The organism is Streptacidiphilus jeojiense, assembly GCF_000719095.1.
Classification (GTDB): Bacteria; Actinomycetota; Actinomycetes; order Streptomycetales; family Streptomycetaceae; genus Streptacidiphilus; species Streptacidiphilus jeojiensis.
The window spans coordinates 43,424-68,383 of sequence record NZ_JOEH01000028.1; the positions used below are offsets into that span (position 1 = coordinate 43,424).

23 protein-coding genes and 1 riboswitch are annotated in these 24,960 nt (G+C 70.8%); of the genes, 11 read left to right on the forward strand and 12 right to left on the reverse strand.

Annotated elements, in window-relative coordinates; all coding sequences use genetic code 11:
- Nucleotides 1-60: 60 nt before the first annotated feature.
- The 4 genes from IF29_RS0132210 (at nt 61) to IF29_RS0132225 (ending at nt 5,029) form a co-directional block, all read left to right on the forward strand.
- A complete protein-coding gene (locus IF29_RS0132210) occupies nt 61-1,740 on the forward strand; it encodes an ABC transporter substrate-binding protein (protein ID WP_030262381.1) in 1,680 nt (559 codons plus the stop codon).
- Between the two features lie 111 nt (nt 1,741-1,851).
- Nucleotides 1,852-2,844, forward strand: coding sequence for an ABC transporter permease (locus tag IF29_RS0132215; RefSeq protein ID WP_030262384.1), 993 nt, complete (start codon nt 1,852-1,854; stop codon nt 2,842-2,844).
- Between the two features lie 20 nt (nt 2,845-2,864).
- Nucleotides 2,865-3,935: an ABC transporter ATP-binding protein gene (locus IF29_RS0132220; RefSeq protein ID WP_030262388.1), complete on the forward strand. Its 1,071-nt coding sequence runs from the start codon at nt 2,865-2,867 to the stop codon at nt 3,933-3,935.
- A gap of 26 nt (nt 3,936-3,961) precedes the next feature.
- Nucleotides 3,962-5,029, forward strand: coding sequence for an ABC transporter ATP-binding protein (locus IF29_RS0132225; protein WP_051726303.1), 1,068 nt, complete (start codon nt 3,962-3,964; stop codon nt 5,027-5,029).
- Between the two features lie 72 nt (nt 5,030-5,101).
- Here the strand turns inward: IF29_RS0132225 and IF29_RS0132230 are convergent, their stop codons facing one another.
- Complete coding sequence (locus tag IF29_RS0132230) at nt 5,102-5,887, reverse strand: enhanced serine sensitivity protein SseB C-terminal domain-containing protein (protein WP_030262393.1); 786 nt, start codon at nt 5,885-5,887, stop codon at nt 5,102-5,104.
- A gap of 83 nt (nt 5,888-5,970) precedes the next feature.
- Nucleotides 5,971-6,759, reverse strand: coding sequence for an enhanced serine sensitivity protein SseB (locus IF29_RS0132235; RefSeq protein ID WP_030262396.1), 789 nt, complete (start codon nt 6,757-6,759; stop codon nt 5,971-5,973).
- Nucleotides 6,760-6,861: 102 nt separating this feature from the next.
- A riboswitch (glycine riboswitch) is annotated at nt 6,862-6,965 on the forward strand.
- 160 nt (nt 6,966-7,125) lie between these two features.
- On the opposite strand from IF29_RS0132235, the gene gcvT reads away from it, so the two are divergent.
- The 4 genes from gcvT to IF29_RS0132255 all read left to right on the forward strand — a co-directional run bounded on the left by gcvT (nt 7,126) and on the right by IF29_RS0132255 (nt 11,460).
- Nucleotides 7,126-8,244, forward strand: coding sequence for a glycine cleavage system aminomethyltransferase GcvT (gcvT, locus tag IF29_RS0132240; RefSeq protein WP_084715321.1), 1,119 nt, complete (start codon nt 7,126-7,128; stop codon nt 8,242-8,244).
- Between the two features lie 65 nt (nt 8,245-8,309).
- On the forward strand, nt 8,310-8,687 hold the full coding sequence (gene gcvH, locus IF29_RS0132245; protein ID WP_030262401.1) for a glycine cleavage system protein GcvH: 378 nt from the start codon (nt 8,310-8,312) through the stop codon (nt 8,685-8,687).
- 20 nt (nt 8,688-8,707) lie between these two features.
- Nucleotides 8,708-9,973, forward strand: coding sequence for a serine hydroxymethyltransferase (glyA, locus tag IF29_RS0132250; protein WP_030262404.1), 1,266 nt, complete (start codon nt 8,708-8,710; stop codon nt 9,971-9,973).
- A 119-nt stretch (nt 9,974-10,092) separates the two neighbouring features.
- The gene (locus IF29_RS0132255) at nt 10,093-11,460 is read left to right on the forward strand and encodes an L-serine ammonia-lyase (RefSeq protein WP_030262407.1); all 1,368 of its coding nucleotides are present in this window, start codon (nt 10,093-10,095) and stop codon (nt 11,458-11,460) included.
- Between the two features lie 40 nt (nt 11,461-11,500).
- On the opposite strand, the gene IF29_RS0132260 is transcribed toward IF29_RS0132255, so the two are convergent.
- A complete protein-coding gene (locus tag IF29_RS0132260; protein ID WP_030262409.1) occupies nt 11,501-12,226 on the reverse strand; it encodes a sulfite exporter TauE/SafE family protein in 726 nt (241 codons plus the stop codon).
- 55 nt (nt 12,227-12,281) lie between these two features.
- On the opposite strand from IF29_RS0132260, the gene IF29_RS0132265 reads away from it, so the two are divergent.
- Nucleotides 12,282-13,286: a helix-turn-helix domain-containing protein gene (locus tag IF29_RS0132265; protein WP_030262412.1), complete on the forward strand. Its 1,005-nt coding sequence runs from the start codon at nt 12,282-12,284 to the stop codon at nt 13,284-13,286.
- Nucleotides 13,287-13,298: 12 nt separating this feature from the next.
- Here the strand turns inward: IF29_RS0132265 and IF29_RS0132270 are convergent, their stop codons facing one another.
- Genes IF29_RS0132270 through IF29_RS0132285 form a run of 4 tightly spaced genes read right to left on the reverse strand, consistent with a single transcriptional unit; the run spans nt 13,299 to nt 16,675 of the window.
- Nucleotides 13,299-14,087, reverse strand: a complete 789-nt coding sequence (locus IF29_RS0132270) for an ABC transporter ATP-binding protein (protein WP_030262416.1) — start codon at nt 14,085-14,087, stop codon at nt 13,299-13,301.
- A complete protein-coding gene (locus IF29_RS0132275; protein ID WP_030262419.1) occupies nt 14,080-14,862 on the reverse strand; it encodes an ABC transporter permease in 783 nt (260 codons plus the stop codon). Before IF29_RS0132275 ends, IF29_RS0132270 begins: the two co-directional genes overlap by 8 nt.
- 29 nt (nt 14,863-14,891) lie before the next feature.
- Nucleotides 14,892-15,683 (reverse strand): ABC transporter permease, encoded by a 792-nt coding sequence (locus IF29_RS0132280; protein ID WP_030262422.1) that lies wholly within the window; start codon nt 15,681-15,683, stop codon nt 14,892-14,894.
- Nucleotides 15,680-16,675 carry an ABC transporter substrate-binding protein gene (locus tag IF29_RS0132285; protein ID WP_030262424.1) on the reverse strand — a complete coding sequence of 332 codons (996 nt, stop codon included), beginning with the start codon at nt 16,673-16,675 and terminating at the stop codon, nt 15,680-15,682. Before IF29_RS0132285 ends, IF29_RS0132280 begins: the two co-directional genes overlap by 4 nt.
- A 302-nt stretch (nt 16,676-16,977) precedes the next feature.
- Between IF29_RS0132285 and IF29_RS0132290 the strand changes: the two genes are divergently transcribed.
- Entirely contained in the window at nt 16,978-19,071 is a 2,094-nt protein-coding gene (locus tag IF29_RS0132290; RefSeq protein WP_030262425.1) for a phosphocholine-specific phospholipase C, read from the forward strand.
- Between the two features lie 126 nt (nt 19,072-19,197).
- Complete coding sequence (locus IF29_RS0132295; protein WP_030262428.1) at nt 19,198-19,515, forward strand: MazG-like family protein; 318 nt, start codon at nt 19,198-19,200, stop codon at nt 19,513-19,515.
- On the opposite strand, the gene IF29_RS0132300 is transcribed toward IF29_RS0132295, so the two are convergent.
- From IF29_RS0132300 to IF29_RS0132320, 5 genes are all read right to left on the reverse strand, one after another.
- Entirely contained in the window at nt 19,506-20,111 is a 606-nt protein-coding gene (locus IF29_RS0132300) for a GNAT family N-acetyltransferase (RefSeq protein ID WP_051726305.1), read from the reverse strand. The genes IF29_RS0132295 and IF29_RS0132300 overlap by 10 nt on opposite strands.
- Nucleotides 20,112-20,482: 371 nt before the next feature.
- Complete coding sequence (locus tag IF29_RS0132305; protein ID WP_084715322.1) at nt 20,483-21,091, reverse strand: ATP-binding protein; 609 nt, start codon at nt 21,089-21,091, stop codon at nt 20,483-20,485.
- A gap of 81 nt (nt 21,092-21,172) precedes the next feature.
- On the reverse strand, nt 21,173-21,946 hold the full coding sequence (locus IF29_RS0132310; protein ID WP_030262437.1) for an enoyl-CoA hydratase/isomerase family protein: 774 nt from the start codon (nt 21,944-21,946) through the stop codon (nt 21,173-21,175).
- A gap of 130 nt (nt 21,947-22,076) precedes the next feature.
- Nucleotides 22,077-23,381, reverse strand: a complete 1,305-nt coding sequence (locus tag IF29_RS0132315; protein WP_030262439.1) for a L,D-transpeptidase — start codon at nt 23,379-23,381, stop codon at nt 22,077-22,079.
- Nucleotides 23,382-23,591: 210 nt separating this feature from the next.
- Nucleotides 23,592-24,821 (reverse strand): L,D-transpeptidase, encoded by a 1,230-nt coding sequence (locus tag IF29_RS0132320; protein ID WP_332262569.1) that lies wholly within the window; start codon nt 24,819-24,821, stop codon nt 23,592-23,594.
- Between the last annotated feature and the right edge of the window lie 139 nt (nt 24,822-24,960).

Below are 24,960 nucleotides of genomic sequence, written 5' to 3' on the forward strand. Positions count from 1 at the left end.
GCCCGCCTCGCCCCCAGGGGCACGGCCGGGAACGGATCTACTAAACAAGGAGCATTTCTGATGATGCGTAGGACGCGCTCAGTCGCCCTTCTGGCGTCTGCCACGGCCCTGGTCCTCGGTGTTACCGCCTGTGGCGGTTCCAGCAAGAGCACCAGCTCCTCCGGCTCAGGCGGAGTCACCAAGGGCGGCACCCTGACTGTCCTGAACAAGGCGGACTTCGACCACATCGACCCGCAGCGGACCTACACCACCGAGGGTTCCAGCACGGACCTGGAGATCATCCGGTCGCTGACCGGTTGGGACGAGTCCTCCGGCACCCCGAAGCTGGTCGGCGACCTCGCCACCGACACCGGCACGCCCAGCAACGACGCCAAGACCTGGACCTTCCACCTGCGTACCGGCATCAAGTACCAGGACGGCACCGCGGTCACCGCGCAGGACGTCAAGTACGGCGTGGAGCGTGCCTTCTCGGCCGACATATCCGGCGGTCCGTCCTACGCGCAGAGCCTGCTCGTGGGCGGCGCGGACTACAAGGGCCCGTACACCGGCAAGTCGCTGGACTCGATCCAGACCCCGGACGACCACACCATCGTCTTCAACCTGGTGCAGTCCTCCGCGGACTTCAACGAGACCACCGCGATGCCGGGCTGGTCCGCCGTGCCGAAGGCGCACGACACCGGCTCCACGTACGACACCCACGTGTGGTCGGACGGTCCCTACCAGATCCAGTCCTACACCAAGAACAAGGAACTTGTTCTGGTCAAGAACAAGTACTGGGACCAGTCCACGGACGTGATCCGCCAGCAGAACGTCGACGAGATCGACTTCAAGTTCGGCCAGGACGAGGCCGCGATCGACCAGCAGCTGGTCGCCAACACCGGCAGCGCGCAGACCTCGATCCAGCAGTGGCCGATCGCCGGTGCCGACCTCGCCAGCATCGCCAACAACAAGTCGGTGCAGGACCGGTACTACAAGATCGCCGCCCCCGGCATCAACTACCTGGCGCTGAACACCACCCGGATCACCAACATCAAGGTCCGCCAGGCGATCGAGTACGCCATCGACAAGACCACCGTCCGCGGTGCCTTCGGCGGCTCGGCCTACGGCGACTACGCCACCACCATGCTGAACCCGGGCATGGGCGGCTACACCCAGTTCAACCTGTACGCCACCGACCCGAGCGGTGACCTCACCAAGGCCAAGGCGCTGATGGCGGAGGCCGGCAACCCGACCCCGACGCTGTCCCTGGCGGTCGAGGGCGGCGTGACCACGCAGACCCACTTCGCCGACGCCGTGAAGGCCTCGCTGGCGAAGATCGGGATCACCGTCAACATCACCCCGATCGACGCGGCGAACTACTTCTCCACCACGTCGAACACCAAGAACCAGTACGACATGACCTGGCAGGACTGGATCGCGGACTGGCCGAACGCCTCGACCGTGCTGCCGACCCTGTTCAACGGCAAGCAGATCACCGCTTCGCCGCAGTCCAACTGGGACGCCTCGTACCTGAACGTCCCGTCGATCAACGCGGCGCTCCAGGCCGCCACCACGATGACCGACCCGACGGCGCGCAACGCCGCCTGGGGCGCCATCGACAAGTCGGTCCTGGCGCAGGCGGCCGTCGTGCCGCTGATGTACATGAACTTCACCGAGCTCTCGGGCTCCAAGGTCGGCGGCATCATCAAGGACACCGTTCTGGCTGAGCCCAGCCTGGTGCGCGCCTACATCAAGAAGTAGTCCCACCCCGTTCCAACGCCCGGTCGGCGGCCCGCGCCGCCGACCGGGCACTCCCCGCCGGCCCCAAGCACAAGGGAGGCGGCCCCGGTCCATGCCGGAGCCCAGCACCGCATGCTTCGTTACCTGATTCGGCGCCTGCTCGCGGCAGCCGTCATCCTGCTGGTGATCAGCATGATCACCTTCTTCATCTTCTTCGCGCTCCCTTCCAACCCTGCTCTGCTGGCCTGCGGCAAGACCTGCTCACCCTCGCGTCTGCTCGAGATCAAGCACTCACTCGGTCTGGACCAGAGCATCACCACCCAGTACTGGGAGTTCTTCAAGGGCCTGTTCGTCGGCCGCGACTACGGCGACGCCAGCCTGATCGTCCACTGCCACGCCCCCTGCCTGGGCATCTCGTTCCAGACCGACACCCCGGTGCTGGACACCCTGCTGCAGGACTTCCCGGTGGACCTCTCGCTGGCCCTCGGTGCGGCCGTGGTCTTCCTGATCCTCGGCGTCGGCCTCGGCGTCCTCGCGGCCGTACGCAAGGGCAGGGCCGCCGACAAGATCGCCGTCGGTGCGGCACTGGTCGGCGTCTCACTGCAGATCTACTTCGTCGGTCTGCTGCTGATGTACGTCTTCGTCGACAAGTTCTCCATCCTGCCGACCCCCAACTACACGCCGATCACCCAGGATCCGGTCGCCTGGTTCCAGGGGCTGATCCTGCCCTGGGCCACCCTGGTCATCCTGTTCCTCGCGCTGTACACCCGGCTCAGCCGCTCCTCGATGCTCGAGGTGCTGGGTGAGGACTACATCCGGACCGCGCGGGCCAAGGGGCTGCCGGCCCGGACCGTGATCATCAAGCACGGTCTGCGCGCCGCGATCACCCCGATCGTCACCATCTTCGGCATGGACCTCGGCTCGCTGATCGGCGGTTCCGCGGTCATCACCGAGTCGGTGTTCGGCATCAACGGCATCGGCAAGCTCGCCGTCGACTCCGTCACCAACTCCGACCTGCCGGTGATCCTGGGCACCACGCTCTTCGCCGCGACCTTCATCGTCCTCGCCAACGTGGTGGTCGACATGGTGTACGGCATCATCGACCCCCGCGTACGCCTCGCCTGACCCGCCCAAGGAAGCTCCCCGTGGCCATCGAAATCTCGCCGCAGTCCGTGGACGTGGCACCTCCTTCCTCCTTCCTCGAGGTCCGGGACCTGCGCGTGCACTTCCCGACCGACGACGGAATCGTCAAGTCCGTCGACGGGGTGTCGTTCGCGCTCCAGAAGGGTCAGACCCTCGGCATTGTCGGCGAGTCCGGCTCCGGAAAGTCCGTCACCTCCGCCGCCCTGCTCGGCCTGCACAAGGGCAGCCGCGCCCGGGTCTCCGGCGAGGTGTGGCTGGACGGCGACGAGCTGGTCAGCATGTCGGAGCAGGACATGCGGTCGCTGCGCGGCAACAAGGTGTCCATGATCTTCCAGGACCCGCTGTCCGCGCTGCACCCCTTCTTCACCATCGGCGCCCAGATCGCCGAGGCCTACCGGGTACACCACAAGGTCTCCAAGGCCGAGGCCAGGGACCGTGCCGTGGAGATGCTCAAGCGCGTCGGCATCCCCCAGCCGGAGCGCCGGGTCAAGGACTACCCGCACCAGTTCTCCGGTGGTATGCGCCAGCGCGCCATGATCGCGATGTCGCTGGTCTGCAACCCCGAGCTGCTGATCGCCGACGAGCCGACCACCGCCCTGGACGTGACCGTCCAGGCCCAGATCCTGGACCTGATCCGGGACCTGCAGGAGGAGTTCGGCTCCGCGGTCATCATCATCACCCACGACCTCGGCGTGGTCGCCGAGATAGCCGACGACATCCTGGTGATGTACGGCGGCCGGCGCATCGAGTACGGCAGCGTCCGCGACGTGCTGAAGACGCCGGAACACCCCTACGCCTGGGGCCTGCTGCAGTCCATGCCGCATCTGGGCGGGGACGTCACCGAGCGGCTCAACCCGATCCAGGGATCGCCGCCCAGCCTGATCAACCTGCCGACCGGCTGCGCCTTCCACCCGCGCTGCGCGTTCAAGGACCAGGTGCCGGACGACCGCTGCTCCACCGAGCGGCCCGAGCTCCTCCCGGTTCCCGGAACCGACAAGCACATCGCGGCCTGCCATCTGACCGCTGAGAACAAGATCGAGATCCGCAGCGCAGCCGATCGGCTCGCGAAGTGACGGCGGCGGACGAACAGGAGTTTGGCGTGAGCACCACCAAGACCGTACCCGCTCCTCGTGACGGATCCGCGGTGCCGACGAGCGGCGGTGACGAGCTGCTGCGGGTCGAGGGCCTGCAGATGCACTTCCCGATCCGGCAGGGCATTGTGTTCCAGCGCCAGGTCGGCGCGGTCCGCGCGGTCGACGGCATCGACCTCTCGGTGAAGGCCGGCGAGTCGCTGGGCCTGGTCGGCGAGTCCGGCTGCGGCAAGTCGACCACCGGCCGCCTGGTCACCCGGCTGCTGGAGCCGACAGCGGGCAGCATCGTCTTCGACGGCGAGGACATCACCCACAAGCGGGTCTCCACCATGCGTGAGGCCCGGCAGAACCTGCAGATGATCTTCCAGGACCCGTACTCCTCGCTGAACCCGAGGCACACGGTCGGAACGATCATCGAGACCCCGATGAAGCTCAACGGCATCAACCCGCCGCAGGGGCACAAGAAGCGGGCCCAGGAGCTGCTGGAGATCGTCGGCCTCAACCCGGAGCACTACAACCGGTACCCCAACGAGTTCTCCGGCGGCCAGCGGCAGCGCATCGGCATCGCCCGGGCGCTGGCCCTGCGGCCCAAGCTGATCGTCGCCGACGAGCCGGTCTCCGCGCTGGACGTGTCGATCCAGGCGCAGGTGGTGAACCTGCTGCAGGACCTGCAGCGGGAGTTCAACCTCTCCTTCCTGTTCATCGCCCACGACCTCGCGGTGGTCCGCCACTTCTCCGAGCGGGTCGCGGTGATGTACCTGGGGAAGATCGTCGAGATCGCCGACCGGGAGACGCTCTACCTGCGTCCGCAGCACCCGTACACGCACGCGCTGCTGTCCGCCGTCCCCGAGGCGGACCCGGACAGCGAGCAGCGCCGCGAGCGGATCCGGCTGACCGGCGACGTGCCCAGCCCGATCAACCCGCCCTCCGGCTGCCGCTTCCGCACCCGCTGCTGGAAGGCCCAGGACATCTGCGCCAGCCAGGAGCCGCCGCTGGTGCAGCTGATCGGATCGGCCGAGGGCCACCAGGCCGCCTGCCACTTCCCCGAGGTCAAGCAGGTCGTCGCTCCGGAGTGACCCCGGCCGCCGGCCCGCAGCACAAAGGGGGTGCATCCCTCAGACGATGCGCCCCCTTTGTGCTGCCCGCGCCTACCGCTGGTAGTACGGGTATCCGTATCCGCCGCCGCTCGCCGTGCGGTCGAAGAACGGCAGCGCGCGTGCCTGCAGCCACATCGCCACCGGGTCGTACGGGTCGGACATCGCGACCGTGGACACCGCGACCCCGGCCGGGGCTCCGGGCAGGGCGTGCTGCATCATCAGCCGCACCGACTCGACCGCCTGCGGGCCGGAGTCGAAGAGGTCCAGGCCGATCACCAGATAGGGGTCGCCCCAGGCCGGACGGACCCAGGCGCGGCGCAGCGAGCGCACCGCCGGGGTGCCCTGGGCGGCCTGGTTGAGCAGGGCGTAGAACCGGTCGGCCGCCAGCTGCGGATTGGCCAGCTGCGGATCGTCGATCACCAGCGGTCCGGCCGGCAGCCGGTCCAGGCCCCCGGCGATCCGGCGCAGGTCGGCCCAGGGCAGCCCGACCCCGCCACCGGGCTGGTGCGGGTTCAGCCACAGCCCCCAGCGCTCGCGGTAGAGCGCGGCCGCGATGTCCCGGCCGGCGCTGACCTGCCAGGCGCGGCTCCAGCCGCTGGCGGCGAGTTGCTCGGGCGAGGTCACGCAGGGGGCGTAGCCGAATCCGCCGACCTCCATGTTGCCGTACTGGGCGTCGGGCCGGCCGGGCTCGCCGTGCCACAGCAGCATCCACACCTGGCTCGTGGCCACCGCGCCCAGCAGCGCCTCGTAGGTGTCGTAGCGCCCCGGGGACACCTCCCGCAGCGCCTGTTCGACGGCGCTCCCGCCCCCTGGCTCCACCACGACGTCCTCTCCCATGCTCCGCGCTGCTCTGTTCTGCGCTGCTCGGCCCGTGCTGCCGGGCACCCCGGCCCGAACGGTCAGCGGCCCGAACGATCAGCCTAGTGCTCCGAGGGGTGCCGTTCGAAGAACGGTGCGACAGATGTGAGCATCCAGTCGCCGACCGGGTCCTGCGCCAGGTCCAGCAGCACCACCCCGAGCTCCCAGGGCAGCGGGGCGCGGCCCAGGGCCAGGCCCAGACCCTGGGTCACCGCCGCCTGGTCCTCCGGCTGCCAGCGGTCCAGCTCCACCCCGACGAACAGCTTCTCCTGGTCGGCCTCGACCCGGGCCAGCACCCGACGGGCCGTCAGCACGACCGGTACCCGGGCGAGTTCGTCCACCACGGCGGCCAGGAACTCCACCGGCTCCTCGTACGGCTCCGGGACCCGCAGCCCGACCCGCGCACCGCGCTCCTCGGCCGAGCCCTCCCCGGAGGGGCCGTCGGCCGCCCGTCCGCACAGCTCGGCGACCCCGGCCGCCGGAACCGGCATACCGATCGCGCCCTCCGGATTGACCACGATGCCGACGCCCAGCGGCATCCCCTGGGCCAGCTCGCGCACCGGCGCGACGGTGAAGGACATCGGCCCGGCGACCCGGCGCAGCTGCTCCTCCGAGCTGAACACCGGGACGAAGGGCTGCCCGGCCAGCTCGGTGGTCGGCAGCTCCAGGGTCCCCGCGTCGTAGCCGCCGCCACCCGGCAGCGGCACCCAGACCACCGAGCGCCGCAACACCTCGACCACCCTCGGGGTGGCGCCGGGGTCGCCCACGGCGGCGGCCAGCACCCGCTCCAGGTCGTTCGCCGGCCAGCCCGGCTGCGGGCCGTCCGGCTGCGGGGGGATGGCCGGGTGCATCTGCGGGTACCGCCGTTCTCCGTCACACTGTCGTCTGGCCGACACAGTAGCGGGCCGGGACGTGCCATGATGAGCGCGACCAACAACTCCACACCGGCCGTTCGAACCCGCGCGGGAGAGCCAGGCCGTACCCCAGGGTGCGCAGCCGGCGCCGAAGGAGCAAGCCCTCCCCGGAATCTCTCAGGCACCCATACCGCACGGGCTAGGCACATCTGGAAAGCGGTCCGCCACTGGCGGACCCACCAACGGTGCAAGCCGCTGTCCCCTCCTCCTTTCGGTGGGCGACACGGTGAAGCTCTCAGGTCGCAGCGACAGAGGGGGAGCCCCTGCCGCAGCATGTCCTTGAGAGCTATCAGGAGAGTGTCCATGACCCTGCGATACACCGCGCTGGACCAGGTCCACCGCGCCCTCGGCGCCACCATGACCGACTTCGCCGGCTGGGACATGCCGCTGCGCTACGGCAGCGAGCGCGAGGAGCACAACGCCGTCCGCACCCGGGCCGGCCTGTTCGACCTCTCCCACATGGGGGAGATCGCCGTGACCGGCCCGCAGGCCGGGGAACTGCTGGACCACGCGCTGGTCGGCTTCGTCTCGGCGCTGGCCGTGAACAAGGCCCGCTACACCATGATCTGCGCGGCCGACGGCGGCATCCTGGACGACCTGATCGTCTACCGCACCGGCGGGACGGAGTTCCTGGTCGTCGCCAACGCCTCCAACGCCCAGCTGGTGCTGGACGAGCTGACGGCGCGCGCCGAGGGCTTCGACGCCGAGGTGCGCGACGACCGCGACGCCTACGCGCTGATCGCGATCCAGGGCCCGGAGGCGACCGCGATCCTGGCCCCGCTGACCGACGCCGACCTGCCGGCGCTGAAGTACTACACCTCGTTGCCCGCCACCGTGGCCGGCCGCCCGGCGCTGCTGGCCCGCACCGGCTACACCGGCGAGGACGGCTTCGAGCTGTTCGTGGCCCCCGGCGACGCCGAGCCGCTGTGGAACGCACTGTCCGAGGCGGGCGCGGCCAAGGGCCTGGTGCCCTGCGGGCTGTCCTGCCGGGACACCCTGCGGCTGGAGGCCGGGATGCCGCTGTACGGGCACGAGCTCAGCACCGAGCTGACCCCGTTCGACGCCGGCCTGGGCCGGGTGGTCCGCTTCGACAAGACCACCAACGGCGGCGCCTTCGTCGGCCGCGAGGCCCTAGAGAAGGCGGCCGAGCTGGCCGCCACGCACCCGCCGCGGGTCCGGGTCGGCCTGGTCTCCCCCGGCCGCCGGGTGCCCCGGGCCGGGATGCCGGTGGTGTCGGGCGACGGCACGGTCATCGGCAGCATCACCTCCGGCGCCCCCTCCCCCACCCTGGGGAAGCCGATCGCGATGGCGTACGTGGACGCCGCGCACGCCGCCCCCGGGACCGCGGTGGCCGTGGACGTCCGCAGCACGCACGAGCCGGTCGAGGTCGTCGAGCTGCCGTTCTACACGCGCGCCCGATAGCCGCCGCCGTCTTCCTGTACGGACCCGTTTCGCCCTCCCCTTCCTCATCCTGGAGAATCGCAGCCATGAGCAACCCCCAGCACCTCACCTACAGCAAGGAACACGAGTGGCTGACGGCCGTCGAGGACGGCGTGGCCACCGTGGGGATCACCGCGTTCGCCGCCGACGCGCTCGGTGACGTCGTCTACGTGCAGCTCCCCGAGGTCGGCCAGACCGTCTCCGCCGGCGAGACCTGCGGCGAGCTGGAGTCGACCAAGTCGGTCAGCGACCTCTACTCCCCCGCCACCGGCGAGGTGGTCGAGGCCAACCAGGCCGTGGTGGACGACCCCGCCCTGGTCAACTCCGCCCCCTTCGCCGAGGGCTGGCTGTTCAAGATCCGGCTCGACGGCACCCCCGAGGGCCTGCTGACCGCCGACGAGTACTCCGCCCACACCGGCGCCTAGTCCTTTAGGGAACGAAAGACATGACGGTTCTGAACCAGTCCCTGCACTCCCTCGACCCCGAGGTCGCTGCGGCGGTGGACGCCGAGCTGCACCGCCAGCAGTCCACCCTGGAGATGATCGCCTCCGAGAACTTCGCCCCGGTGGCGGTGCTGGAGGCACAGGGCTCGGTCCTCACCAACAAGTACGCCGAGGGCTACCCGGGCCGCCGCTACTACGGCGGCTGCGAGCACGTCGACGTGGTCGAGCAGCTGGCGATCGACCGGGTCAAGGAGCTGTTCGGCGCGGAGCACGCCAACGTCCAGCCGCACTCGGGCGCCTCGGCCAACGCCGCGGCGATGTTCGCGCTGCTCAAGCCGGGCGACACCATCCTGGGCCTGGACCTGGCCCACGGCGGGCACCTGACCCACGGCATGAAGATCAACTTCTCCGGCAAGCTCTACAACGTGGCCGCGTACCACGTGGACGCCGAGACCAACCTGGTCGACATGGACGAGGTCGAGCGACTCGCCAAGGAGCACCAGCCGCAGCTGATCATCGCGGGCTGGTCCGCCTACCCGCGGCAGCTGGACTTCGCCGCGTTCCGGCGGATCGCCGACTCGGTGGGCGCGCTGCTGATGGTGGACATGGCGCACTTCGCCGGCCTGGTGGCGGCGGGGCTGCACCCCTCGCCGGTCCCCTACGCCGACGTGGTCACCACCACCACCCACAAGACCCTCGGCGGTCCGCGCGGCGGCGTGATCCTCTCCAAGGCCGAGTACGCCAAGAAGATCAACTCCGCGGTCTTCCCGGGCCAGCAGGGCGGTCCGCTGGAGCATGTGATCGCGGCCAAGGCGGTCTCCTTCAAGGTCGCGGCGACGGACGAGTTCAAGGACCGGCAGCGGCGTACCCTCGAAGGCGCGAAGATCCTCGCCGAGCGGCTCACCCGCCCGGACGCCACCGAGGCCGGCGTGTCGGTGCTCTCCGGCGGCACCGACGTCCACCTGGTCCTGGTGGACCTGCGGAAGTCCGAGCTGGACGGCCAGCAGGCGGAGGACCGGCTGCACGCGGTCGGCATCACCGTCAACCGCAACGCGGTTCCCTTCGACCCGCGTCCGCCGATGGTCACCTCGGGCCTGCGGATCGGCGCTCCGGCGCTGGCCACCCGTGGGTTCGGCGCGGAGGACTTCGCGGAGGTGGCCGATGTCATCGCGGAGGCGCTGAAGCCGTCTTTCGACGAGAAGCGTGAAGCGCTGGCGCAGCGGGTTGCTGCGTTGGCGGCTAAGTACCCGCTCTACCCGGAGCTGTAGTCCGGGACCGGGGGCGCGGGTTGCTGTCGGAAGCGGTCCACTGCGTAGGTGGTGGGTTGCTCGCGCAGTTCCCCGCGCCCCTGGGGGGTTGCAACTTTCTCTCTCTGTAAAGGTTCACCGTGGCCATCAGCGTCTTCGACCTCTTCTCCATCGGGATCGGGCCCTCCAGCTCGCACACCGTCGGACCGATGCGCGCGGCCCGGATGTTCGCCCGGCGGCTGAAGTCCGAGGGCGTGCTGGCACAGACCGTCTCGGTGCGGGCCGAGCTCTTCGGCTCGCTCGGCGCGACCGGGCACGGGCACGGCACCCCCAAGGCGGTCCTGCTGGGGCTGGAGGGGAACTCCCCGCGCACCGTGGACATCCTGCAGGCGGACCTGGACGTGGAGCGGATCAAGGCGGAGCGGCGGCTGCGACTGCTGGGCCTGCACGAGATCGCCTTCGACGCCGACACCCAGGTGGTGCTGCACCGCCGCAGGTCACTGCCGTACCACGCGAACGGGATGACCCTCTGCGCCTACGACGCGGCCGGGGTTCCGCTGCTGGAGAAGACCTACTACTCGGTCGGCGGCGGCTTCGTGGTGGACGAGGACGCCATCGGCGCGGACCGGGTCAAGCCCGACGACACCGTGCTGCGCTACCCCTTCCGCACCGGCGCCGACCTGCTGCGCTGGACCAACGAGACCGGGCTCTCGGTCTCCGCGCTGATGATGGAGAACGAGAAGGCCTGGCGGTCGGAGCCGGAGATCCGGGCGGGTCTGCTGGAGATCTGGCGGGTCATGCAGGAGTGCGTCCGCAACGGCATGAACCACGAGGGCATCCTGCCCGGCGGCCTCAAGGTCCGGCGCCGGGCCGCACCGGCGGCGCGGGCGCTGCGGGTCGAGGGCATCGGCCCGGCCAACGCGATGGAGTGGGTCACCCTCTACGCGATGGCCGTCAACGAGGAGAACGCCTCCGGCGGCCGGGTGGTCACCGCCCCGACCAACGGCGCGGCCGGCATCATCCCGGCGGTGCTGCACTACTACCTGAACTTCATCCCGGGCGCCGACGACGAAGGCATCGTCCGCTTCATGCTGACGGCCGGCGCCATCGGGATGCTCTTCAAGGAGAACGCCTCCATCTCCGGCGCCGAGGTCGGCTGCCAGGGAGAGGTCGGCTCGGCCTGCTCGATGGCCGCGGGCGGCCTCGCCGAGGTGCTGGGCGGCACCCCCGAGCAGGTCGAGAACGCCGCCGAGATCGGCATCGAGCACAACCTCGGCCTCACCTGCGACCCGGTCGGCGGACTGGTGCAGATCCCCTGCATCGAACGCAACGGGATGGCCTCGGTCAAGGCGGTCACCGCCGCCCGGATGGCCCTGCGCGGCGACGGCCGCCACCACGTCTCCCTGGACAAGGCCATCAAGACCATGAAGGAGACCGGCGCCGACATGAAGGTCAAGTACAAGGAGACCAGCCGCGGCGGCCTCGCCGTCAACGTCATCGAGTGCTAGGACGGCTCCGCACGAGCGCTGGCCGAGCACTGGTCAAAAGTCAGAGGCCCCAGAGCCCCTTGGCGAGGGTGGTGATCCCGCCGGCCAGGGAGAGCAGCAGTACCGTCTGCCGGGCCCGGTGCTCCGGCACCCGTTGGGCCAGGGCCTTCCCGATCACGGAGCCCGCTGCGATCCCGGCTCCGACCAGCAGCCAGGGTACGGGCGTGAGGTGCGGGACGCCCTTGGCCGCGATCGAGAGCGCGTTCACCACGACCCCGTAGAACTGGGCGTTCGGGACGAACTCCTGTGCCGTCCAGTCCGCGTTGACCGCGTACAGGGACAGCGCCGGGCCGCCGACTCCGGCCGAGGAGTTCATGAAGCCGCTGGCCGCGCCCGCGGCCACGGCTCCCCGGACGCCGCGCAGGGCGGGCACCCGGGTGCCGCCCATCACCAGCAGCACGCTCGCGGCGACCAAGGCCCCCATGCCGGTGAGCAGCACCGGTTCGGGCAGCCGGGTGACCACCCAACTGCCGACCGGCACGGTGCACGCGGCCGCGGCGACCAGGGGCAGCATCGCGGTCGGGCGAACCCGCCGCCAACCCTCGGTGAGACCGATCGCGCTGATGACCCCCGCCGCGCAGTTGGACAGCAGCACACCCTGGGCCGGACCGAGGAGCAGCACCAGCACCGGCGCGGCGACCAGGGCGAACCCGATCCCCGACATCCGCTGCACGGACGCGCCCAGCAGGATCGTGCAGCCCAGCAGCAGGTCGGCGGTCTCGCTCATGCGATCATCCCATCGCCTGTCGGCATGGGAGCGAAGTGATTTAGCGTGCAGCTTCATGGTCCGATTCCGGCTCGGCCTCGCCGACCTCGCCTCCACCGCCTTCGCCTGCTCCGCCCTGCAGGAGGCGGTGCTGAGCATCCGCATGTGGACCCACCCCGGCTACTACGCCGAGCAGATCCCCTGGTTCCGGCGCCTGCGGGACGACTTCGAACTCCTTGACCCCGCCGACACCGGGCTGCTGCTCTCCCTGGTGGCGTCCAACCGGTGGATCCCCGACTTCCTGACCCCCAGGCCCAGCAGCCCCTCGCCCAGCTTCCCCGACGAACTGGCGGCCCTGCGGGCCACCCCGCCGGAGCTGATCCGCGCCGACCTGGGCCGCACCTACCTGCCGCACGACCGCGTCCTGCCGGCGCCGCTGCGCGAGGGCCTGGACGACCCGGCCCGCCTGCTCGCCCGCATCGCCGACGCGATCGAGGCCTACTGGGACCGCTGCCTCGCCCCCGCCTGGTGGCCACGGGCCCGCTCGGTGCTCGACGCGGACATCGTGTACCGCGCCCGCAGGCTCGCCCAGGGCGGGGCCGACGCGCTCTTCGCCGACATCGACCCACGACTGCGCTGGCAGCAGGGCACACTGACGATCGCCTGGGACCACTGGCCCGACCTGCCGTCCGGCGAGGTGCCGGTCGACGGCAAGGGTCTCGTGCTCGTCCCGACCCTCTTCGCCCAGGGCGCCATCACCGCGATCGAGCCCGGTGCCGCCCCGCTGATCATCTATCCGGCCCGCGGGCGGGCCACCATGGCGGAGACGGTCTCGCCCCCGCCCACCGACGCGGCACTGGAACGCCTGCTCGGCCGGGCCCGGGCCCGACTGCTGGTCCTGCTCGGCGAGCCCGCGTCCACCACCGAGCTGGCCCGCCGGCTCGGCGTCACCCCGGCGGCGGTGAGCCAGCACCTCGGCGTGCTGCTGCAGGCGCGGCTGCTGCACCGGGCCCGCCACGGCCGGAGCGTGCTCTACGCCCGCACCGCTCTCGGCGACGACCTCTGCCGCGGAAACGGCTGACCGGCACGGGCGCTACTGGTCCCGGGCCGCCGCGTCGGGGACGGTGCCGCGGATGCGTTCCAGGACGCGGGTGCGCAGTCGGGTGAACTCCGGGTCCGCGCGGGTGGTCAGCTGGTCGCGCCGGACCGGCAGGCCGACCTCGATCTGCTCCAGCACCACGGTCGGCGACCGGCTCAGCACCAGGACGCGTTCGCCCAGGTAGACCGCCTCGTCGATGTCGTGGGTGACGAACAGGACGGTCATCCCGCGCTCGGTCCAGAGCCGGCGCACCAGGTCCTCCAGGTCGGCCCGGGTCTGCGCGTCGACGGCCGCGAACGGCTCGTCCATCAGCAGCACCTCGGGCCGGTACGCCAGCGCCCTGGCGATGGCCACCCGTTGCTGCATGCCGCCGGAGAGCTCCCACGGGTAGGCGCGGCCGGCCTCGGCCAGGCCGACCGTCGCCAGCGCCTCGGCAGCCCGGGTGCGGCGCTCGGTCCGCGACAGGCCCTTGCGGTGACGCAGCGGCAGTTCGACGTTGTCGCCGACCCGCAGCCAGGGGTAGAGGCTGCGGCCGTACTCCTGGAAGACGATGGCGAGTCCCGGCCGGGGCCCGGTCACCGGGGAGCCGTCCAGCAGGACCGAACCCGCGCTCGGCCGCAGCAGCCCCGCGACGCACTTCAGCAGCGTGGTCTTGCCGCAGCCGGACGGGCCGACCAGGCACACCAACTCGCCCTGCGCCAGGGTGAAGTCGATGTCGCGGATCGCCTCGACCGAGCGTCCGGTGCCCTCGTAGACCTTCCGGAGGTGCCTGATCTCAAGCATGTCCGCCCCCTCCCTCCCGCCGCGCCCCGCGCAGCCCGTGGTACCAGCCGAGCACGCGCTGCTCGACCAGCCGGAACAGCAGCGACAGGACCACTCCCAGCAGGCCGAGGACCAGGATCCCGGTCCACATCTCCGGGATGGCGAAGCTGCGTTGGAACTCGACGACGGTGAAGCCGATGCCGCTACTGGCAGCGAACATCTCACTGATGACCATCAGGATGATCCCGATGGAGAGCGCCTGCCGCAGCCCTGCCATGATCTGCGGGCCGGCCGAGGGCAGTACCAGGCGCAGCAGCCGGCGGCCGCCCCGGACGCCGTAGCAGCGGGCGGTCTCGTCCGCCACCTGGTCCACCGCCCGGACCCCCTCGACGGTGTTGAGCAGCACCGGCCAGAAGCAGCCGAAGGCGATGACCACGACCTTCATGGTGTCGCCGATACCGGCGAAGAGCATGATGACCGGCACCAGCACCGGGGGCGGAACGGCACGGAACAGTTCCAGCACCGGCTCGGCCACCGCCCGCGCGGTGCGGTAGGAGCCGAGCAGCACGCCGCAGCCGACACCGGCCGCCCCGGCCAGCGCATAGCCGCCGAGCAGGCGGAGCACGCTCGGCAGCACATCGGTGCGGAGCCGCTCCGGGGTCCACACCCTGCCGAAGGTCGACACGATCCGGTGCAGCGGCGGCTCGTAGAAGCTGGTGCTGCCGGCCGAGGCGAACCACCACACCGTCACCAGGACCGCGGGCAGCCCGACCACCAGCAGCAGCGCGCCGCCCATGCGGAGTGCGGCTCTCACACCGGCACCGCTCACACCGGCACCTCCCCGCGTACCGACTGGTGCCAGGCCAGGGCGCGGCGCTCCACCGCGCGGGCGCCGACGTTGACCACCACCCCCAGCAGCCCGGTGACCAGGATCAGTGCGTACATCTCCGGCACCGCCTGGGAGTCCTGGGCGACCGCGATCAGGTTGCCCAAGCCCGGTGCGCCGATCACCAGTTCGGCGGTGATCGCGAGGATCAGCGCGACCGCGGCGGCCAGCCGCACGCCGGTCATGAGGTACGGCAGGGCGGTCGGCCACAGCACGTGCCGCAGCCGGGCCCAGGGGCCCAGGCCGTAGGCCCTGGCCGTCTCCTCCGCCACCGGGTCGACGTCCTGGGCCCCGTAGAGGACCTGGACCAGCACCTGCCAGAACGAGGCGTAGACCACCAGCACCAGCACCGAGGCGATCTCGGTGCCGTAGACCAGCACCACCAGCGGGATCAGCGCCACCGAGGGGATCGGCCGTAGGAACTCGATGGTCGACGCGGTGGCCCGGCGCAGGTACGGGACGAGGGCGATCACGAACCCCGCGGCGATCCCGGCGGCGGTGGCGATGGCCAGGCCCAGCGCCCAACCGGTCAGCGTGTCGCCGAGCGCCGACCAGAAGGTGCCGTCCCCGAGCTCCCGGCCCAGGGCCGCGACGGTGCGGCTGAACGGCGGCAGGAACCGGCCGTCGACCAGCCCGGTCCGGGTCACCGCCTCCCACAGCGCCGCGAAGGCCACCAGCCCGGCCGTGCCGAGGGCCGCTCCGCGCGGCCCCGCGGGTGCGGTCCGGCTCACGGCAGCAGCGTGTCGAGGTCGGGTGCCTTGGTCAACAGACCGTAGCCGACCGCCAGTTGACCCAGCGTCTGGAGTGAGGCGCGGTTGACGTCGGCGGGCCAGCTCGGCAGCGTGATCTGCTTGAGGGTGTCGGCCGGGATCTTGGTGTAGCTGCCGAGCACCGCGCGCACGTCGTCGGGGTGTCCGTCGGCGTAGGCCAGCGACTGGGCCAGCGCCGTCCGGAACTCCTTCACCACGTCGGCGTGCTGCTGGGCGTAGCTGGTCGAGGTGAAGTACATCGCCACGGTCAGCTCGGGAGCGACGTCCACGTACGGCGAGGCGATCACCGTGGCGCCCTGCGCCTTGACGGTGGCCAGCGCCGGCTCCACCACCAGCGCGGCGTCGATCTGGCCCTTGGCGAGGGCGGCCGGCATCGCGTCGAAGCCGAGCTCGACGAAGCTCACCTTGCTCGGGTCGCCACCCGCCTTCTGCACCGAGTCGCGCACGGCGACCTCGTTGATGTTCTTCAGGGTGTTGATGGCGACCTTCTTGCCCACCAGGTCCTTGGCCGAGGTGATCGCGCTGCCCTTCTTCACCACCAGGGCGCCGAAGTCCTTGCCGGCCACCCCGGTGGAGGCCACGCCGTTGGAGATCGCCTTGATGGGCACGCCGTTCTGCTCGGCCAGCATCAGCGAGAGCACATTGGAGAAGCCGAACTGGAACTGTCCGCTGACGACGCCGGGCACGATCGCGGCGCCGCCCTGGGCGGTGGTCAGCGAGAGCTTGAGGCCCTGGTCGGCGAAGAAGCCCTGCTTCACACCGAGGTAGATCGGCGCGACGTCCACGATGGGGATCACCCCCACCTTGACGTCCACGAGGGCGGCGGCGCCGGTACCGGTGGAACTCCCGGACGCCGCCGGGCCGGTACCGGAACTCCCGGTTCCGCTGCTGCATCCCGCGAGGACGACGGCGAGGACCGCCGTGACGGTGCAGACGATGGACTGACGACGCATCGGACCCCCTGAGGTTGTGCGGTGGTGCACGCCTGGAAAGTGATGCCGTGCCGGGACCGTAAGGGCGCCGCACCGGCCGGGTCAATGCCGATGCAATACCAAATTGTTGACAGGATTGCCGACGCCATCATCCACAGGAAGTCCGCGACATCCCGACGCAGTTGGCGCAGCTTTCCCCCAGACGTCTCGCAAACGCCTCCACTTGTTCGAACAAGTGTGGTGAGAATGTCCGACTGCCCAGTCCCGCCCCACCCCGCCCACCCCGCCCACCCGTCTCGGACAGATCGGGAGACCTCTCCTTCATGAGCGCCCTCAACCGTCGCCGCTTCATCCAACTGGCCGGCGGCACCGCCGCCGCCACCGCGATGTCCAGCAGCATCGCCCGTGCCGCCTCCATCCCCGCCGCCCGGCGCACCGGGACGCTGAAGGACGTCGACCACATCGTCGTCCTGATGCAGGAGAACCGCTCCTTCGACCACTACTTCGGCACCCTGCGCGGGGTCCGCGGCTTCGGCGACCCCCGCCCGGTGACGCTGCCCAGCGGCAAGTCGGTCTGGTACCAGTCGGACGGCAAGAAGGAGATCCTGCCGTTCCACCCGGACGCCAAGAACCTGGGTCTGGCCTTCCTGGAGGACCTCCCGCACGACTGGAACACCACCCACTGGGCCTGGAACAACGGCGCCTACGACCAGTGGATCCCGGCCAAGGGCTCGACCACGATGGCCCATCTGACCCGGGACGACATCCCCTTCCACTACGCGCTGGCCGACACCTTCACCGTCTGCGACGCCTACCACTGCTCGCTGATGACCAGCACCGACCCCAACCGCTACTACCTGTGGACCGGCTACACCGGCAACGACGGCAAGGGCAAGGGACCGGTCCTGGACAACGCCGAGGCCGGCTACTCCTGGACCACCTACCCGGAGCGGCTGGAGCAGGCCGGGGTCTCCTGGAAGATCTACCAGGACGTCGGCACCGGGCTGGACGCCAACGGCTACTGGGGCTGGACCAGCGACGCCTACATCGGCAACTACGGCGACAACTCGCTGCTCTACTTCGACCAGTACCGCAACGCCGAGCCCGGCGACCCGCTCTACGACAAGGCCCGCACCGGCACCGACGCCAGCAAGGGCGACGGCTTCTTCGACGTGCTGAAGGCCGACGTCAAGGCCGGGAAGCTGCCCCAGGTGTCCTGGGTGGTCGCCCCCGAGGCCTTCACCGAGCACCCCAACTGGCCCGCCAACTACGGCGCCTGGTACATCTCCCAGGTGCTGGACGCGCTCACCGCCGACCCGGACGTCTGGGCCAGGACCGCGCTGTTCGTCACCTTCGACGAGAACGACGGCTTCTTCGACCACGTGGTCCCGCCGGTGCCGCCGTTCAGCGCCGCGCAGGGCGCGTCCACCGTGGACGTCTCGGCCGAGCTGTACACCGACGGCGTCTCCGCAGCGAGCCTGTTCGCCGGCGGCAGCGGCTACCTCTCCGCCCAGTACGGCCTGGGCCCGCGGGTGCCGATGCTGGTGGTGTCGCCCTGGAGCAAGGGCGGCTACGTCAACTCGCAGGTGTTCGACCACACCTCGGTGATCCGGTTCATGGAGGAGCGGTTCGGTGTCGAGGAGCCGAACATCTCGGCCTGGCGCCGCGCCGTCTGCGGTGACCTGACCTCGGCCTTCGACTTCTCGCACAGCGACGCCAAGGTGCCCGCGCTGCCGGCCACCACCGGCTACCAGCCGCCGGACCAGGACCGGCACCCCGACTACGTGCCCACCCCGCCCGCCGCCCCGGCGCTGCCCAAGCAGGAGCACGGCACCCGCCCGGCCCGCCCACTGCCCTACGACCTGTCCGCCGACGCCCGGGTCGACGCCGGCAAGGGCACGCTGTCCGTCGAGTTCGCCAACCACGGCCGGGCCGGCGCCAACTGGCAGGTCCGCTCCGGCACCGACACCAGCGGCCCGTGGACCTACACCGTCGAGGCCCACAAGTCGCTGACCGGCAGCTGGACCGTGGCCCCGGCCGCCGGCGGCGACTACGAGTTCTCCGCCCACGGCCCCAACGGATTCCTGCGGGAGTTCAAGGGACGCCTGGCCACCGCCGGACCCGAGCTGACCGTCCGGCACGACGGCAACGGCGGCCAGGTCCGGCTGGAGCTCAGCAACCACGGGTCCGGCACGGTCCGGCTGACGGTCAAGGACGGCTACGGCTGCGCCCGGACCGCCAGCTACCAGCTGCGCCCGGGGGCGAGCCGGGTGCACACGGTCGCCCTGAACGCCACCCACGGCTGGTACGACCTGGTCGTCACCTCCGCCGAGGACCCCGCGTTCCTGCGCCGCGCGGCTGGCCACGTCGAGAACGGGCGGGTCAGCAGCAGCGACCCGGCCATCGGCACGGTCTGACGCTCCGTCCGGCGCGGAGGTGCCGTCCGGCGCGGAGGTGCGCAGCCCGGGGTCGTGGCCGGCGTTTGACGTCGGCCGCGGCCCTCGGCCAGCCTGGCCGTCTGCCCCCTACGCACAGGAGCGCCCGTGGACGACACCGCCTGGGACACCATCGACAGCCTGGTCCGCTGGCTCGACCAGGGCAGCGAGGTCCCCGACGACACCAGGGTGCTGCTCCAGCTCCTCAAGATCACCGAGGAGGCCGGCGAGGTCGCCGAGGCGGTGATCGGCGCCACCGGGACCAACCCGCGCAAGGGCTTCTCGCACACCTGGGACGACGTCAGGAACGAGCTGTGCGACGTCATCGTGACGGCGATGGTCGCCCTGGCCCGGCTGACCCCGGACGCCCGTGAGGTCTTCGCGGCGAACCTGCGCCGCATCGCCGAACGGTCGGATCAGAGCTGAGGGCCCGTCGGCCCGCCGTGCTCCCAGATCTGCAGCGCGATCCGGGTGCCGTCCGGATCCTCGACGACCTCCAGCGGCCGGTCGGCGACGGTGAATCCGGCCCTGCGGGCGACGTTGGAGCTGGCATCGTTCTCGGGTTCGATCCGCAGCAGCACCCGGCGGGCGCCGAGGACGGCGTAGGCGAAACCGGTGAGCAGCCGCACCGAACGGACCGCGAGGCCCCGGCCGCGGTGCTCGGCTCCGATCGCGTAGCCGAGTTCGACGTCCCGGCCCTCCTCGCCCCTGAGCATGGCCAGCGCCTCACCGCGCGGCGCGCCGCCGACCTCGGTCCCGGCGCCGTCAGGGTCGGCGACCTCGGTGACGGCGAACTGGATCCTGGTGCCGGCCTCCCTGGCGGCGCGGGCCCGACCCAGGTAGCGCTCGGCCGCCTCGGTGTCGAACGGCGAGCTCAGCGGGGTCCAGCGGGCCACCTCGGGCTCGTCGAACAGCTGCACCATGACCGGGATGTCCTGCTGCGTCCACTCGCGCAGGAACAGTCCGTCACCGGCGAGGGTGAAGGGCGGTTCGGGCAGGACGGCGGCATCAGGAGTGGTCATGATCGGTATCCTCCCCGCTGCGGCAGCCGAAGGCCAGCACGTTAAGGATTCGTCGATCAGAGGGAGATCAGCTGAACATTCCCTTTAATCAAGGTTATGAAGGTGAATTTCCTTGTGATCCACGGCTCACTTGGGGCATTTGCCCGATTTTTCCATCTATGTGGCTTGCCCGCATCCTGGACACCGTGCCATAGTCGGTGCGGTCGGGGAGCCTCAGCCCCCCGACTCGACCGGAACGTCGCCGACCCGAGCGCGTACCGCGAAGCAGCCCGGCACACCCCCTACGGCCGGGCAGCACATCTGCCGAGGAGCCCGGAACGCCTGACGCGCCCGGGGTCCTCGGCTTTTCAGCCCGCGCGCCGTCCCGCACCTCAGCCCGCTGCCGTCTCCCGGGCCCGGAGTTCGAACCACACCGACTTGCCGCGGGAGAGCAGGTCGGCGCCCCAGCGGTCGGACATCAGATCCACCAGCTGCAGCCCCCGCCCGGCGTCATCCTCGGGCTCGCCGATGATCAGACAGGGCAGCGCCCTGGACGGATCGCGCACCTCGAAGCGGACGCTGCCGCTCCGCCGGACCAGGCGCAGCCCGAAGGAGCGCCCGCCGGTGTGCCGGACCACATTGGCCACCAGCTCCCCCACCAACTGCTCCGCCACCTCGCCCAGGCCGCCCAGGCCCCAGGTGTCCAGGGCGGACCGGACGAGGCGGCGGGCCCTCGCCGAGGAGGCCGGGCCCGAGGGTAACCGCACCTCCTCGGTCAGCGGGTCGGTGAGCTGACCGAAGAGGGCGAGTTCCAGCTCCTCCGGGGTGACGGCGTCCGGGCAGCCGGCCGAGCCGCCGAGCGATTCCGGCCACAGCGCGGCCGTCCAGTCGTCGAGCCAGACCGTGTCCGGTGCGGTCTCCAGGACGCTTTCCAGCGCCGCGACCGCACCACCTCCGGTCCCGTCCGTCACTCGTTGCTCAGCCTTGCCCCGTGGCGCCATGCCCCTATCATCGCGACTCTGCGCTGACTTGGGGAGCACAATGCGTAAAGAATCATCAGTGCTTCCGGCATATGCCTGGGATTAGCGGAACACCGCCTTGCCGGGGCCGTCCTCCACGAAGCTGCGCATTCCGGTCTCCCGGTCCTCGGTGGCGAACAGACCTGCGAAGAGACTGCGCTCCAGTGCGAGCCCGGTGTCCAGGTCGGTCTCCAGCCCGCGGTCCACCGCCTCCTTGGCCGCGCGCAGTGCCAGCGCCGGCCCTGCCGCCAGTCGCGAGGCCCAGGCCAGCGCGGTCGGGTAGACCTCCTCGGCCGGGACCACCTGGTCCGCGAGGCCGATCCGCAGCGCCTCCTCCGCGCGCACCTGACGCCCGGTGAAGATCAGCTCCTTGGCCCGGGACGGGCCGACCAGACGGGAGAGCCGCTGGGTGCCGCCGGCCCCGGGGATCAGCCCCAGCAGGATCTCCGGCTGGCCGAACTTGGCGTTCTCGGCCGCGATCCTGATGTCCGCGCAGAGCGCCAACTCGCAGCCGCCGCCCAGCGCGTAGCCGGTCACCGCGGCCACCACCGGCTTGGGGATGCGGGCCACCGCGTCGAAGGCGCCCTGCAGCGCCGGCCCGCGCTCCACCATGTCGGTGTACGACATCCGCTGCATCTCCTTGATGTCGGCGCCGGCCGCGAAGACCTTCTCGCCGCCCCAGAGCACCACGGCCCGCACGTCGGCGCGGGCGGCGGCCTCCTCGGCGGCCTGCCTGAGCTGGTCCTGCATCGCCGCGTCCAGGGCGTTCATCGGCGGGCGGGCCAGCCGGATCGTCCCGACGGCGTCCTGCACATCGAGGCTGACGAGGGTGGTCATGGTTTCCTCCTGGGAGCCCGGGGTGGGTTAACGCATGCTAACCGGCGGTGCCGGCAACGACGACGGCCCGGCCCCCGTGGTGGGGGCCGGGCCGTCGTGCTCCGGGCGACAGTCGCTCAGAGCGGCGGGCTCAGTTGGAGGTCCAGGCGGACCAGCTCATGTTCCAGCCGTTCAGACCGTTGTCGGGGGCGACCACCTTGTCGGGCGAGTTCACCACCTGGACCACGTCGCCGATGATCGAGTTGTTGTAGAACCAGGCCGCCGGGGCGGAGGGGTCGCCGCCGCCCTGGACGTCGTGCAGGCCGACGCAGCCGTGGCTGGTGTTCTCGCTGCCGAAGGTCGAGACCGGCCGCCAGTAGTTGCCGTGCACAAAGGTGCCCGAGGTGGTCAACCGCATGGCGTGCGGCACGTCTTTGATGTTGTACGCGTCGCCCAGGCCGACGGTCTGCGAGTCCATGTCGATCACCGAGTACTTCTCGGTGATCACCATCTTCCCGTTGTAGGTGGTGTGCTGGGCGTCGCCGAGGCTGGCCGGGAGCGTCTTGTAGAGCACGCCGTTGCGGTAGACCTTCAGCGTGTGCGCGGTGTTGTCGGCGACGCTGGTCTGGCTGCGGCCGATGGTGAAGGCCACGTCCTTGTACTGCTTGCCGTAGACCCCGGTGGAGGTCTCCACCCCGTCGAGGTCCATGTGCAGGGTGACCTTGGTGCCCGGCTTCCAGTAGCTCTGCGGGCGCAGGTCGAGCCGGGAGCTGCCGAACCAGTGGCCCTCGACGTCCACCGCCGGAGAGGCGGTGACCGAGATCGCCTTCGCCACGGCGGCCTGGTACTTGCTGCTCACCGGGTGGGTGAAGGTGATCGACACCTCCATGCCGACACCGTAGGTGGCCCCCGGGTCGACGTTGAAGTTGCCGATGTTGGTGTTGCTCGGCGTCATGGTGGTGAAGCTGGACTGCTCGGTGACGCTCAGTCCGCTGCTGTCCACCGCGGTCGCGGCGACGCTGTACTTGGTGCCGGAGCGCAGCGCACTGGCCGGCGTCCAGCTGCTGCCGTCGGTGGCGATGGTGCCGCTGATGTCCGAGCCGTCGGCGGAGGAGACCTTGACCGTGGTCAGCTTGCCGGTGGCCACCGAGACCTTGAGCGCGCCGTTGGTGTTCACGCCGGTCGCGTCGTTCTTCGGCGAGATGGTCACCACGGCCGCGGAGTTGGCCGAGGCGGACGGCGAGGCTGCGGACCCGTCCGAGGCTCCGGCCGACGCGCTGGCGGAACCGCCGCCCGCCGCGGCACCGACCGTGCCGGTGCCGCCGTTGCTGCTGCACGCCGTGGCGACCAGCAGCAGGGAGCCCGCCGCCAGGGCCACCCAGGCACGCCGGGTGCTCCTGCGGCGTCCGCGCTGTTCTTTGTCACTGCTGGCGTCAACCGCCCGTGCCGAGCTCAACCGTCTCTCCCCTCCCGGATGTTCAACCTCTATGAACGCCCAGGCACCCCGCTCAGTTGCATCCGAGGGCGGAGTAATCCCGCACGTGCCGGGCGGACCGTCGCACTCTAACCGGCGCAGCTGGGAGAACTCTGTTGGAAGGGGCGGTTGACGCCCGTTCGTGCGGTTCCGGTACCAATTCGTTGCCTGGGGTTTCGCCCCCCCGGGCGCTCAGCGCAGCGCGCTGCCCGCGGTCCACCGGGCCCAGCTGAGGTTCCAGCCGCTGAGTCCGTTGTCCGGGGCGACCGCGTCGCCGTTGGAGCCGGTCACCTGCACCACGTCGCCGATCATCGAGTGGTCGTAGAGCCAGCCGGCCGGGGTGGTGTCGCTCGTCCCGCCCTTGACGTCGTGCAGGCCGATGCAGCCGTGCGAGGTGTTCTGGCTGCCGAAGACCGAGGCCGGACGCCAGTAGACGCCGTGCACGAAGGTGCCGGAGTCGGTGAGCCGCATCGCGTGCGGGACGGCGGGGATGTCGTACTCGCTGCCCAGGCCCACGCTCTGCGAGTTCATCCGGGTCACCTGGTACATCTCGGAGATCACCATGATCCCGTTGTAGCTGGAGTGCCCGGGGCCGCCGGCCGAGATCGGCAGGGTGCGCAGCAGCTGTCCGCCGCGGCGGACCGTGAGCGTGTCGGAGACCGTGTCTGCGGTGCTGATCTGGGCCCGGCCGATGGTGAAGGCGACCTTCTTCGCCTGCGTCCCGTACACCCCGGGAGCGCCCTCGACGCCCTTGAGGTTCAGCGCCAGGACCACCTTGGTGCCCGGCTGCCAGTAGTGCTCCGGGCGGAAGTCCAGCCGCCGGTCGCCGAACCAGTGGCCGACCACCGGGACGGACGGGGCGGCGGTCACCGTGACGGCCCGCTGCACCGCGGCCCGGTCGGTGATCGACCGGTTGAACCGCAGCGACACCTCCATGCCGACGCCGACGGTGCTGCCGTCCTCGGGCGTGTAGAAGCCGATGAAGGTGTTGGTCGGGACGAAGGTGGTGAAGACGGCGTGCTTGGCCGCCTGCAGACCGTTGCCGTCGGTGGCGATGGCGTCCAGGGTGTACCGGGTCTCCGGCATCAGCTTGGCCGTCGGCCTCCAGGACGCGGCGCCGGCGCCGAAGGCACCGGGGACCTCGTCGCCGCGGTCGTCCCGCAGCCGGACCTGGGTGAGCTTCCCGACGGCGACGGCGACGCCGACCCCGCCCTGGGCCGGGACCTGTGCGGCGCCGTCGCCGGGGGTGAGCGTGACCACGGCCGCCGACACCGGCGGGGCCGCGTCCGAGGAGGGCGCCCGCTCCGGCCCTCCCCCGCAGGCCGTGAGCAGTGTCAGCGCCCCCGCTGACAGGACGAGGGCCGTGCGCCGGAGTCCCGCCCCCCGAAGTCCCGACCGCCGCACCCAGCTGCTCAGACCCACCGTCACCGCTCCTTCGTCTCGATCAGTCCGCCCCCGGGGATCAACGAGGCTTGATCGACGGGGACACGTCCTCCGCATGGATCCATGGCCGCTTGCACGTGACATCCGTGGGCAGGGTGGGAACGTACATTCCAGCCGG